The 13,351-nt window shown below is 30.6% G+C and carries 11 protein-coding genes and 1 riboswitch; of the genes, 2 read left to right on the forward strand and 9 right to left on the reverse strand.

The window, feature by feature from the left end:
- Position 1: 1 nt before the first annotated feature.
- The 5 genes from S100390_RS03960 to S100390_RS03980 all read right to left on the reverse strand — a co-directional run bounded on the left by S100390_RS03960 (position 2) and on the right by S100390_RS03980 (position 4,770).
- Entirely contained in the window at positions 2–700 is a 699-nt protein-coding gene (locus S100390_RS03960; protein ID WP_070406992.1) for a hypothetical protein, read from the reverse strand.
- A gap of 129 nt (positions 701–829) precedes the next feature.
- A complete protein-coding gene (locus S100390_RS03965; protein ID WP_070406993.1) occupies positions 830–1,153 on the reverse strand; it encodes an OB-fold nucleic acid binding domain-containing protein in 324 nt (107 codons plus the stop codon).
- A gap of 134 nt (positions 1,154–1,287) precedes the next feature.
- Positions 1,288–2,736: an APC family permease gene (locus S100390_RS03970; protein WP_070406994.1), complete on the reverse strand. Its 1,449-nt coding sequence runs from the start codon at positions 2,734–2,736 to the stop codon at positions 1,288–1,290.
- A 2-nt stretch (positions 2,737–2,738) separates the two neighbouring features.
- The gene (locus S100390_RS03975) at positions 2,739–3,800 is read right to left on the reverse strand and encodes an alpha/beta hydrolase (RefSeq protein WP_070406995.1); all 1,062 of its coding nucleotides are present in this window, start codon (positions 3,798–3,800) and stop codon (positions 2,739–2,741) included.
- 130 nt (positions 3,801–3,930) lie between these two features.
- Positions 3,931–4,770 carry a Cof-type HAD-IIB family hydrolase gene (locus S100390_RS03980; protein WP_070406996.1) on the reverse strand — a complete coding sequence of 280 codons (840 nt, stop codon included), beginning with the start codon at positions 4,768–4,770 and terminating at the stop codon, positions 3,931–3,933.
- 182 nt (positions 4,771–4,952) lie between these two features.
- Positions 4,953–5,141: riboswitch (cobalamin riboswitch) on the forward strand.
- Positions 5,142–5,279: 138 nt separating this feature from the next.
- Here S100390_RS03980 and S100390_RS03985 point away from each other — a divergent pair.
- Both S100390_RS03985 and S100390_RS03990 read left to right on the forward strand, forming a co-directional pair.
- Entirely contained in the window at positions 5,280–5,765 is a 486-nt protein-coding gene (locus S100390_RS03985; protein ID WP_070406997.1) for a hypothetical protein, read from the forward strand.
- A gap of 22 nt (positions 5,766–5,787) precedes the next feature.
- The gene (locus S100390_RS03990; RefSeq protein WP_070406998.1) at positions 5,788–6,438 is read left to right on the forward strand and encodes a hypothetical protein; all 651 of its coding nucleotides are present in this window, start codon (positions 5,788–5,790) and stop codon (positions 6,436–6,438) included.
- Between the two features lie 388 nt (positions 6,439–6,826).
- On the opposite strand, the gene S100390_RS03995 is transcribed toward S100390_RS03990, so the two are convergent.
- The 4 genes from S100390_RS03995 to S100390_RS04010 form a co-directional block, all read right to left on the reverse strand.
- Entirely contained in the window at positions 6,827–9,361 is a 2,535-nt protein-coding gene (locus tag S100390_RS03995) for a vitamin B12-dependent ribonucleotide reductase (RefSeq protein WP_070406999.1), read from the reverse strand.
- A gap of 193 nt (positions 9,362–9,554) precedes the next feature.
- Complete coding sequence (locus tag S100390_RS04000; protein WP_070407000.1) at positions 9,555–10,595, reverse strand: MupG family TIM beta-alpha barrel fold protein; 1,041 nt, start codon at positions 10,593–10,595, stop codon at positions 9,555–9,557.
- A gap of 63 nt (positions 10,596–10,658) precedes the next feature.
- A complete protein-coding gene (gene murQ, locus S100390_RS04005; protein WP_070407001.1) occupies positions 10,659–11,564 on the reverse strand; it encodes an N-acetylmuramic acid 6-phosphate etherase in 906 nt (301 codons plus the stop codon).
- 25 nt (positions 11,565–11,589) lie between these two features.
- Positions 11,590–13,311, reverse strand: a complete 1,722-nt coding sequence (locus tag S100390_RS04010; protein WP_070407002.1) for a PTS transporter subunit EIIC — start codon at positions 13,309–13,311, stop codon at positions 11,590–11,592.
- Positions 13,312–13,351: the final 40 nt, after the last annotated feature.

A 13,351-nucleotide genomic window follows, 5' to 3' on the forward strand; every position in this document is an offset into this window, starting at 1 on the left:
CTTATTCTTCGGTTTCTGTAAACTCTTCAATAAAGTAAGAGTTCGCTTCAATGTAATTCAACAAATCTTCAATTAAAAACAAAACATCATTAATATCATCATGATCTAGACCTTTGATTTTACTAATATTCATAACATATAACTTTTGTAATAATTCGTGACCGTCATCTTGATTTTCAAGGCGATATCCAAATCAACGAGCAATCCCTAATGCAGCACCACCTAATAAATGACTTAAGAAAGATTTAATATTAGGATTATTAATATGTTCATCGTAAAAAGTAGTACGGATATAATTAGTTTTAATTACTTCAGAAATAATTGTTAACAACAAATTAGCATAATCGGTAATCGCAATAATGTTTTCCCCATAGGTTTGAATTTCATCATCAATTTTAACAAAAACATTCATAACTCCTTTATACAATGCTTTAAAAGAAACAACTCCTTTTACTTCATCATTATTTGGAATCATATCATGATAACGATTAAAACCAATTTTTGTTCCTCACACTGCAGCAGAATAAATACTTTCAAAAACTTCCTGGGTTGGACGATATCATTTAAAACGTAAACTAATTTTTGGAGCAGCCACCCCTGTCTCTTTTGTCAAAGCTTCTTGCGTTAATGTCATTGCCTGCTTATAATTTAATTTTGCATCTTTTTTTGCTAATACTTTTATTACGTATGTTTTCTCCATAAAACTTCCTTCATTCTCTTAATTCTATTCTTTTGATATTATACCATTTTTTAAGTAAAAAGTCTTGTTCTAAAATAAAATAAAAACCCGCTAAAGCGGATTTTTATTTTATTTTAGAAAAAACAAGCATTAATTAGTGAATGAAAACTCACGTACACTATAACGCATTTTTCCAGTAAAATCATTAAGATTTTTTCGATAAGTAATGATCACTGATTTAAAATTATCTAAATCAAATTCAGCATTAAATCTTTCTGCTAAATCATTTCACACTACACATTGCACTTCTTCACCATTATCTAAAACTCAAAATTCACATAAATCTCTTGTTTGGCCGTCTTTACTAGTTACTGTTTTTAAAGTAGGTTGTTTATCTGCTAATAAAAACTTTTCATCATTAATAATATCATCAGATCTTTTGGCAAATTTTTGATTCGGTCTATTATTATACACTTTTACGGTCCTCCTTTCTCTTATTCAAATGAATACTTAAAATCATACCTTACATTTTAATTGAAAAAAAGAAAGATTTATTATATTGTCATATGAACAAAACCATTATATCATTAAAATAATTTTAAAAAAAATTATTTTGAAAAAGGTTCATCTTTTTCTATTAAATTATCCTTTATTCGCTGCTGTGAACGCTCTTTTTTAGCATTTCACTTTGTTGCCAACCATTTTTTCAAATAATAGAGGGGATAACCACTAAGCATTATTCCAAACACAATAAAACAATTTCATAATTCTCACATATTTGCAGTTACCGTTGCATAATAATACATCGCTAAAATTGAACCAATAAAAGTGATTGTACATGAACTTAATGCTAGAATAACTAAAATAATGAAAACTGGTTTGGGATAAAGTGGTTGATAATTAACATCTTTCTGTCGTAAATATATCAAACTAATCATGGTAATAAACTTTAAGACACTAACAGCAATAATAAAATAATTTGTTACATTGAGCAGTGATGTTCATAAAATATAAATAATTGCTAACCCTACTAAAAATAGGATTGCTAAATATGGCATATTAGTTCGCTTAGTTGTTCTTTGAAAAAATGCAAAAAAATCCTTTTCTTCACTCATTTTAAAAATTAATCGTGAATGATACACTAAAAATGAATTTAGTGATCCCACAAAAATAAAAATTGCTAAAACTGAAAATACATATTTTAAAAATGATGGAATGGTGCGATTATTACTAATCGCATAATATCATACATTATTAAACTTGCCAGTTGGTCCTAACCATTTTTGTGGTTCATTAATCGTTAAAAGTCCAATTGCTAAAATAATATATAGTAATACAATGGCAATTGTCGAAATAATCATTGCTCGTGGAATGTTTTTACGAGGATTAATGACTTCGCCACTAACATATGTAATCGCTTCCATCCCAGAATAAGCAAACATTGTCATTGCTGTTGCTGGTAATAATAAAAATGATGAAAGATAAATTTGACTTAAATTTTTATTAATCGTATCATCTGTAAAACTAGCAGTATTACCATAAACCATTGCAATAACTAAGACCAAAACAATTGGCAACCCTTTCAATAAAACAAAAACAATTTGTGAATAACCACTACTCTTTTTAAGAAAAATCTGCATAATAACTAATACCAATAAAATTATAATCCCAAACAATTTACCATATCATTCGTTATCTAACTTTAGTAGTGTAATTAAAATATCACCTAGTGCTAAACAAGCAGTTGCAACAGCGGTGGCGCTAACAAATAATACCATAATTCACCCAAATCAAAATGAACAAGCATTTCATTTTGCACGTTTAATTCAATAATAACTTGTACCATTTTCGGGGTACGAAGTGGCTCCTTCGGACAGTAATAACATTTCTGGTAAAACCAATAAACCTCCTAAAATTCAAGCAATAATAATTAAGATGGGATTGAATTGTGCTTGAAAAGCAACTTGACCAAACGACACTAAAATAGAAGAACCTAGTGTCGCTGAAATTGCTAACGCTAAAATCTGTCAAAACCCATATTTTTTCTGTAATTTCATCCTTATTTCCTTTCTTGTTGTGCTAAAAATGCTTTAATAGCTGTAATATAGGTTTGATGTCCCTTTGAAATTGCTTCAACATGGTTAATATTTAATAATGATACTAATTGACTTTGGCCACTTGGCTCAAACTTTGCTTTTTGAGCAAAAAATTCTTTACTCATAAAGTAAGGAACAAAATCATCATGATCACCATGAATAATTAACATTGGAAAATCTTTTAACCGGTTGGTATGCTTTAATAAATTGTATTTTCGTAAATTAATGCCAATTTCTTTGTTAAATTTCTTTGTTAACCCAAAACTAGTTAACCATCATGGATGTTGATAACGATATTGCATTACATACCGAAATTGGACTAATAAATTACTAAAGCCACAATCACTAACTGCTCAATGCACTAGTGAATTTTGATAACCTTCATCAATTAAATATTTTGTCAAGCAAGCAGCTCCCATACTATTTCCAATTAATCCAATTTCTTCAACACAATAATTATCTTGAAGTCATTGAATAACATCACTTAAATTTTGCGCATTTAAATAACCAATCCCAGTATAATCTCCAGCACTTAAACCGTGCGCAACACTATCAAAAGTTAAAACATTATAACCTTGTTGGTAAAAATGAAATACTTGTCGTAACCCTAAATATTTATTTTCTGTTCAACCATGCAACCCAATTACTCATTTTTTTGCATTAGGGTGCTGTAAATAAAGGGCACTAATTGGAGCTTGATGGCGATTTAAAATCGTCATCGTTTGCATTGCTGCTTCTTCTTTTTCACTAAAAACAAAATTAAATTGATCTAATTTTTTTGCAATAACATCCTGACGATATACTTCAAAACTATTAAAATCAAAAGTTGTTGTTTCAATTGTCATTAACCCTTTTCGTTGATAAGTTTGGGTAAATGTAAAAAAATTTTTAACATATTTTTTTGATAAAAAATAAACTAACGGAAATAATACTATCACACATAAAATGCGTCATCAATTTCAACAAAATTTATGATAACCATCATTTAATGTTTGCTTACTCGGCGTTTTTTCAATTACTTTCATTTTTTCTTTCCCTTTTTAATATTCTTACTTTAACAAAACTTTTGCTAAAAAACAATTTAAAATGCTATTTTTGTGTAAAAAAGTTAGCAAAATGAAATTTATTGCTAACTTTAAGACTTTTTAATTATTATTACTCAAAAACTACTGTTTCAATTACTTTTGCAATCCCATCATGGTCATTATCATCAGTTACTAAATTAGCAATTGCTTTGACATCATCGGGGGCATTCCCCATTGCCACCCCAATTCCCGCTCACTGTAACATAGCAACATCATTATGTTCATTCCCAAAAGCCATGACATTCTTTGCTGTTAACCGATATTTTTGACAAATTTGTGCAATACCACTTGCTTTATTAATATTACGACTAGTAATTTCTAACGCTGAACGATCACCACGGATTTCTTGCGAAATTTCAATTTTATCCTTTCATTTTGCAACAAAACGATTAATATCGGAAGTATAACTACTAATATAGATTTTATTAACATTAACCTTAAAATTATTCGTATATAAACACGCTGTTACTTCATCTTGAACTTCAGTAAAAGATGATAAATAATGTTTGGTCATTTTATCTTCAAAACCCTTACAATGTAACAACATTTTATTAAACGAAGAATGATCAGCATCAAACATAATTAAGGTGTCTAAATCAAATGCCAAGACATCAGCATAAAGTTCTCGTAATAATTGTTGATCAAAATAATCACAAAATAAAATTTCTTCAGTGGCATTATTTGCCACAACCGAGCCATTTAAACTAACAGTAAAATCATTCTTATCCGTTAATCCTAAATTTGTGACAATATGCTTTGTCTGATATAATGGCCGCCCAGTCGCAATTACTAATTTAATATCCTTTGCCGCTAGTCCTTGCAAAACTTCTAACGTATGTGGTGACATTTCACCAGTTGAATTTAAAGCTGTTCCATCTAAATCAACAGCAATTAACTTAATTTCTGTCATAATCAATATTCTCCTATATATAATAATTTTAATCTATTTTCTAGTACTTGTAAAAGATATTGCTAAAATTACAATAATTATCGCTTAGTTTTAACCTTATTGATAGGAGTAAATAAAAAAGTAATCTTGAAACCCTTTCCGAGTTAAAATTTTTGGTTTATAATTAAACCGTAAAGCATCACGCTTTCATTTGAATTAGCGGTAAACACTTAAAAATGTTTTGAAAAGGGAATTGAGTTAATATGCTCAAGCTGTCCCAGCAACTGTAATGATGATGAACATTGTATTTACTCACTGAAAAAATTTTTTGGGAAGAGACAATTAGTAAAATGATTCTAAGCCAGTAGACCTGCCGTTAACTCTTGGTAAAATAAATATCCCTGGGATTGTGATATTTGTGAGTAAATAATTTATTATCGTTAAATAATGATTTACCTCTCATAAATATAATAATTTTTTCCTCAAGAATGGGTTTTTATTACCACTATTTTTGAAAGGAATTATTAAAAATGAAAAATTTTTCATGAAAAAAATATTTACGTTATCTTCCCTTAGCGTTAATTCTTTTAGTTGCCATTGTTTTAAACCTTTATTATATTCCAAAATACTACCAAGAACGACACAAAAATAATTACCAAGGTACTTATACAGTAACTGTTCTTGGTCAAAAAGAAGATTTTAGTCTTTATTTTACAAAAGGTTTAAATGTTCAACATGTTGCTAGCCTTGCTGATGTCTTAATAAACTACCCCAATGATTTTGGATTATCTCCTGGCACAATTGGCACCTTTGTTAAACGAGTTGGTCAAATTGAATTAAATCCCAAAGTAAAGTATTTTGACATTCAAAGTGGTGATAATAATCAACCAAGTGCCGAACATATTCATAAGGATTGTCATGGCCCAAACAATTCTTGTAGTGTTGGGATTGACTTGCTGTGATTAACACCAAATACTGACAATGTCTTTCGTTTTGTTATTAGCAACGTAATTTAACCTTAGAAACGAGTGATGAAATATGAAAAAAATTAAGAAAGAAGATATTTGACCTTCAACTTTAAAAATAACCTTAAAAATGACCGTCATTGCTCTTTTTAGTGGTTTAGCTTTAGGGCTAAAAATTGCTTTTGCTTTTTTACCAAACATTGAATTTGTTACCTTTATTTTAATGTTTAGTATTATTTTCTTCAGAATTGAAGTTGGTTTTGGCATTATTAATGTCTTTTGTGCTTTAAATATGGTTTATTTTGGGGTCGCTGATTGGAGTATTATGTACTTTATTATTTTTAACTTATACGGTGTAATTATGTTTCTTTGTAAACCCCTTGTTTACTGAGGGTGATGAATGATAATTATTATTTGTGGTTTAATGGGCTATTTGTTTGGAACATTATATGCCCTTCAAGTAACCATCCTATATGATCAAAGTGTTGGGTTAGCATACTGAATAAAGGGCCTTACCTTTGATGCAATTCATGGTACCAGCAACATTGTTATTTGTGCCGTGTTCTATCCAATTGTTTACAAATTAATGCAAACATTATATCCAAAATGACCTTACTTATTTAATAAGAAATTTATTAAATATCTTCAAAAAGATAAACCCCAAATAGAACCAGCAACAACCGTGCCACTTGATTCTAATAATAAAAAAATACCAGTTGAATAACAACTGGTATTTTTTTGGTTGGTCAATAATCACAAATTTATTTTAAATTTAACTGGCTAATAATATCAATTTATTTTTACTCAAAATAATCAACAGGTAGTAAACATTATTACATTAATATATAGTTTCATCATCTTTACTGATTAATAAATAGAGGTCTAATTAAAAAGGATATTCTATTAAAATATGCAGTTTATCCTTCTTTAAAATAAATTTATAATTATTATATATATTATACTCTTTTTTCTTGGAAAATGAAATATTATTTTGTAAAAATAATATTTCATCTTTTATTTTTTAATTAATAAATCCTAAATAATCACAATTAAATTTAAGCACAAATTTAAAAAAAGCAATTATTATTGCTTTTTTAAAACTTTATTAAATATTATAACCCACATTTTAACTGAACATTGCAGTTATTACATGTAACACAGCCACCAGCATCAATCATTGTTCCTTCTTTACAAATTGGACAAACATCACCAACTTCAGCACCAATGTTACGGTCTTGATTAATTCCACGTAATTTTCCAACTGTTTCAAGATTTTCCGTTACTTTTTTATTTGGACGATTATCAACTTCAACCCCCAAATCATCTAAGTTTAATTGTTCTAATGCTGGGTGGTTTTCATCGGTTGTTAATGATAATACTTGTGAATCACGTGAACCATCAACATAGACCGTTCCCCCTTTGGCACCACCTTTATATAAACGGGTATAAATTTTTTCAACATCTTTTACCGAATATCCTCGTGGAGCATTAACGGTTTTTGAAATTGAGGAATCAACTCAACGTTGAATAATACATTGGGTATCCGCATGATCTTCTGGGGCTAAATCCATTGCGGCAACAAAAATATCTGGTAATGTTTCTGCCGTATATTCCGGATTATATTTTAATCATTCATCAACAATTTTAGCATTAACTTCAATGTTTTTTCCTAATCGTCCTGAACGGTAGAACTTAAAGCCAAAGTATGGTTCTAATCCAGTTGAAACTCCAACCATTGTTCCAGTTGAACCAGTTGGTGCAATTGTTAATAAGTGTGAATTACGAATTCCATGTTTTAGAATTTCTTGACGAATATCTTCTGGCATTTTTTTCATATAACCAGTTTCAATGAATTTTTCACGAGATGATAAAAATGGAAATGACCCTTTTTCTTGAGCTAAAACAATTGATGCTCGATAAGCTTCCGTAGCAATTAATTCAAATATCTTATCAACAATTTTATTTCCTGCTTTGCTTCCATAACGAACACCATGGAAAATTAACAAGTCATGTAATCCCATTACTCCTAATCCAACTCTTCGTTCACCTAGCGCTTGTTTTTGGTTAGCTTCTAAGAAATACGGTGTTGCATCAATTACATCATCTTGCATACGAACACAAGTTTCAACAGTTGTTTTTAGTTTATCATATAAGATTTCTTTTGTTGCTTTATTAACAAAATTAGCTAAGTTAATCGCTGCTAAGTTACATACCGAATAAGGCGCCAATGGTTGTTCTCCACAAGGGTTTGTGGCAACAACTTTCATCCCATAAGCTTTGGCATTTGTCATGTCATTTGCAGTATCCAAGAAGAAAATTCCTGGTTCTGCTGAGTAATTAGCACAGAAATTAATTAAGTCTCATAAATCACGAGCACGCATACGATAATATGTCTTAACTTTATATCCCATTGCTTGTCATTCATTAATATCACCAATTTCAGCTCATTTTTCATCATAAAAAGCTTTTTCTGCTTTGGTATAGTTATCTAAGTCCGGAAATTGTAGTTCTCATTCAACATCATCTTCAACTGCTTTCATAAATTTATGCGTTAAAGTTACTGAAATATTTGCTCCCGATAAGAATGAAGGATTATTAACTTCCCAAGCACCACCTTCTTCTAACTTGATGCGAGCTTCATTAATAACACGATCATTACCAATTTCAGTTTCATTATTTAAAGCATATTCATAAAGATTACGATCTAATTCTGATAATGGCGCAAACTTAATTTTTCGACTTGCTTCATCACGAATTAATTTGTCTTTTGAATTTTCTTTTAATCAACGTAAAATTTTTGGGTTTTGCATTTTAGAAATAATAAATTCAATCACATCTGGATGCCAATCAGCCATCATAATCATTTGAGCACCACGACGTGATCCCCCTTGTTCCACTAAATGGGTTAATGTTGATAAGTCATTTAATCATGATACGGCTCCCGATGAACGACCACCAACACTTTTAGCCACTGTTCCACGGGGACGTAATGTTGAACCATTTGTTCCAACGCCACCCCCATGTGACATAATTTCCATCACTTCTTTTCGATGGATTGAAATTCCTTCCCGTGAATCTTTAATAAATGGCATTACGAAACAGTTAAAAAAAGTAACATCACTATTACTTCCAGCCCCATATAATACCCGTCCGGCAGGAATAATATTTAAATCTTTTAATTCATTAAAAAACTGGTCACGATAAACATTATGCTTTTGTTCATTTTTACTAAGGGCATTCCCCACCCTTCAGGCAATTTGTTCGTAAAAGATTTCTAATGGTTTTTCAACCATATGCAAGTTTTTTCGAATTATATTATTTGAATTATTAATTAATAAATCGGGATCAATGCTATGAGCATAATCATCTTCAATTTGAATATCAACAGTATCGTTTTTACGATCAACAGCAACAACATTCCCAATTCCCCGCGTTGGAAATCAACCATCATCTTTAATTACAGTTAATACTAAATCATTTGCTTTTAATGTTTTTAGTTCATTATCTTTTTGAGCATAACGATCAAGCACGACCATTCTTGAAACCCCAGCAAAAACCATATTATAATTCTCTTCGATTTCTTTTAAATGGGGAAAATGTTCTCTGATATCCTTATTTAAACTATTAATTAATTCTTTTGAGTACATCTTGTTCTTCCTCCTTACTCATTCCATTCCTATTGTCAAAGACATAAAATAAGTATACCAAACTTTACTAATAAATTAATATTTTTTCAAAACGTAATAATAATTTAAACATAATTTAAAAATAGTCACAAAATATATTTATTTTTTGGAAAAAAAAAGACGCCAACAATGTCTTGTTTTGTCTCTTTCTATCTTAAATAAACTTAAGTGCTTTAGAAGGTTCTAATAAATCTATTAAAACTCCTTCCTTTTTCAAATTTATTATTAAATTTGTTTTTTCATTAAGTAACAGTTTTGTTTTTGTTAAATAAATCTCGCCATTATAACGCTGATACAAATAATTATCAATTAATAAACTATAACGTGGAACAACTAACTGATGATTATTCCATGTGTTAATATTTGCATTATTGTTATGTAACCCACGGCTTTCCACAAATCGTAAAACTTGGCTATTAGCATCATTCCGAATATGATAAACCTTGTTTTTTAATAGTGCCGTAATTTGCTCTGGTAAATTATTATAGTCTAATCTAATGGTCAATTCTGGACTGTTATTAATTTCTACTAAGAACTTTAAGTCAGAATCATTAATCATTGTATCACTAATAATACAATTTTCAACCCCAAAATGACGATATCATTGTAATTGCACATATGGTGGAACTTGACGAAATTTTTCAATTGTTGGTAACCCCTGAAATAAAGGACCACGGGGATATTCTAAAGTGGCAAGAAAAACAAAAATTGGAACATCATATTTCTGCAATATTTTTGTTCGAAAAATAAACTCACTAATATCCATACCAGTATATGGTTTTGGATAAAAATTATAAGAAATTGCTAATCGTTTTGTCCCTCGTGCTTCAATAATTTCTGATAAATCTCCTAACTGGTTATCACTGCCATTTAGTTGAATATCACATTGTAAATTATCAATCAGATTAATAATTTCTGATGTTGAAAACCCAAAATCTAATCGTAATGCATCGGGAGCATAATTTTTAACTAAGTCATAGCTAAAATAAGGTTTACTAATATCTAAAATTGTATATAACCCCAATTTACGGGCATATTTAATTAGTTCCTTTAAATCAGTATCATTATGGTCTTTTTCAAAATAATGACCACTATAAAATACAGTTTTAAAACCAGCCTGGGATGCTTTTTGCAAATATTCCTTGTTCTTTTCGACTGTAATCCCTTGGTTTGTATAAATTGAAATCCCTAACATCATATCTCCTCCTCTTTAAAAAATAAAAAACATCTTAAAAATTAAGATGTTAAAGAATATTTGTTACTTATCATTAATTACCTTTGTTACTAAATTATCATATTCTGCTAATAATGTTTCACTTTCCGCATAAGAAACATTTTTTAAAATCATAATAATCGCATTTTTACATGCATAGTTTGCTGCAGTTAATGCTTTAGCAACATCATCATCACTAGCGTTTGTTACTGCTTTGACAATTCGTGCTGTTCGCACTCTTAGTTTTTCATTTGTAGCAATTAAATCAACCATTAAGTTTTGATATACTTTTCCTCATTTAACCATTAGAGTTGTTGAAATCATATTACATACTAATTTCGTTGCTGTTCCCGCTTTCATTCTTGTACTTCCAGTCACAACTTCCGCTCCTGTTTCAATTGCAATAACTTCATCAGCAACCGCTAACATTTCCGAATTTTTTGTCATACATAAACCAACCGCTAAAGCACCAATTGTTTTTGCGTATTCTAAACCAGCTAAAACATAAGGTGTTCGTCCTGACGCTCCAATCCCAACAACAGTATCTAATGGTTGCAAATTTAGCGCTTTTAAATCAGTAACACCTAACTGACGATCATCTTCAGCTCCTTCAGCTGGGGTTCTAATTGCATCATCACCACCAGCAATGATGCCAATAATTTGATCAGATTTAAGACCATAAGTTGGTAACATTTCTGAAGCGTCAAGAATACCAAGTCGCCCTGATGTTCCAGCCCCCATATAAATTAATCTTCCGCCTTGATTAAAACGAGTAAAAATTAAATCAATTACTTTTGTAATTGTTGGCAATTGTGCTTGCACTGCCGCGGCAATCTTAGCATCTTCATTATTAATGATTGTTAAAATGCCCATTGTATCAACTTGATCAAGTTCCATGCTATTTGTATTTCGTTGTTCCGTGTCTATTTTTGACAAATCAATTTTTTGCATAATATCTCTCCCTTACATATTAATTTTATTCAACTTTAACATGGGCCATTTTACTACGTTCTTCTTTTGGTAATTGATAATATGATACTGTTCAGTAAATAAAAATTCCAATAATAGTAATAAAAGCTAATGTTCATAAAATTTTTTGATATAGTTTATATTTTCCATCTTTGCGGTATAGTTCTTTCATATCTTTTCCGCCGGCTTTAACAATTCGGGAATAACCAAACATTGTAATAAGCCATCCAGCGGCAACGGAAATAACCGATCCCACCAAATAAATTCCAACTGCTAATGGAATATTCCCAGTATCAGTTGTCATCATAAAGGTTGCTAAGATTCCTGATGGACCAAACATTGCATTTAATCCAAACGTAACGTGTCCTCACATATAAACAGCACCAATAAAGAATCCCCCAAAACCAGCTCCAATCGATGCTGTTACAAAAGGACGAATTCGTGGTAAAGTTACCCCGTAAATCATTGGTTCACCAATTCCAAAGATTGCGGGGATTAAAGCCCCTTGAATTTGACGACGTAATAAACTTCCTTTTGTTGCCATAATTCATAAAGCAATTCCAGCTCCAACTTGGGCCATTCCCGCCATTCCTAAAATTGGGAATAAACCATTAACCCCAGTTTCTTTAATTAAAATTCCATAAATTGGAATAAACCCCTGATGAACACCAAAGGCAACCGCTATTAAGAATATCGCTGCTAAAACAAATGCTCCAAACGGATTAGTATATAGATGAGCAAAGAATCATGCTACAGCTTGATATAAATATCCTGAAATTGGAATTAATAAGAAAATATTTAATAATAATAGACCAAATAATACCAAGGTTGGTGTTCCAATTGTATCTAAAACCCCTGGCATAAACTTACGAACCCCGCGCTCCATTCATAACGCTGCAGTTGCTGTTAATAATGCCCCTAAAATATTTCCTGATGGATTACCAAACACTAATTTACCATTAACTAGTTCGGGACGAAACCCAACTGTTAATCAGTTTGTTAATGGGTTACTAATGTTAATTCCTAAATAATTAACATGATTAGCATCACCAACAACTAGCATTGGAACAACGCTACTTACAAATACTGGTGAATAAATGGCAGCTGTCATCGCTCCCAAAACACCACTACCACCTCATACTTCACAAGTTCTTCAACCAACAATGATAATAAAGGCGTTTTTTCAAATATTTAAAATTAAATTTAAAGCATTAAATCATGACACTGCAGCTGCTGGAGCGTGATTTGTGTCCATCACTCCCCCGTATACTGATTGCATAATCCCAGCAATCCCTGATAAAATCCCAGCACCAATAAACCCAATAATCATTGGTGAAAAGATTTTTGAAAATTTAGTAAAAAAAGTTTGTACTCAATTTTGCTTTGCTTTCATTTCACCTTTAACTGCTTGAGCTGCTTCTGCTGCTGTCACAAACTGGTCAGTACCATCATTTTCGTTATAAGCTGTTTTACCAGCATTAACTAGTTTCCCAAATGCTTGTGTAACATTTGCAACAAATCCTGGTCCTAAAACAATTTGTAATTCAGTTGGTGAAGGTGTTAAAATTCCCATTACATTAGGAGTTGTTTTTAGTTTTTCTAAATCAACATTTGCTCCTGGCTTTAAATTAAGCCGTAATCTTGTTAAACAATTTGTATATGAAACAACATTATCCGGTTTGACAATATCAGCAATATCTTTGGCTGTCTTTTTCGGATCTTTTGCCATATTACTTTCCTCGCTTTCTCATTAAAAAATATCATTATTT

Source organism: Spiroplasma sp. NBRC 100390 (assembly GCF_001886495.1).
GTDB lineage: Bacteria > Bacillota_I > Bacilli_A > Mycoplasmatales > Mycoplasmataceae > Spiroplasma.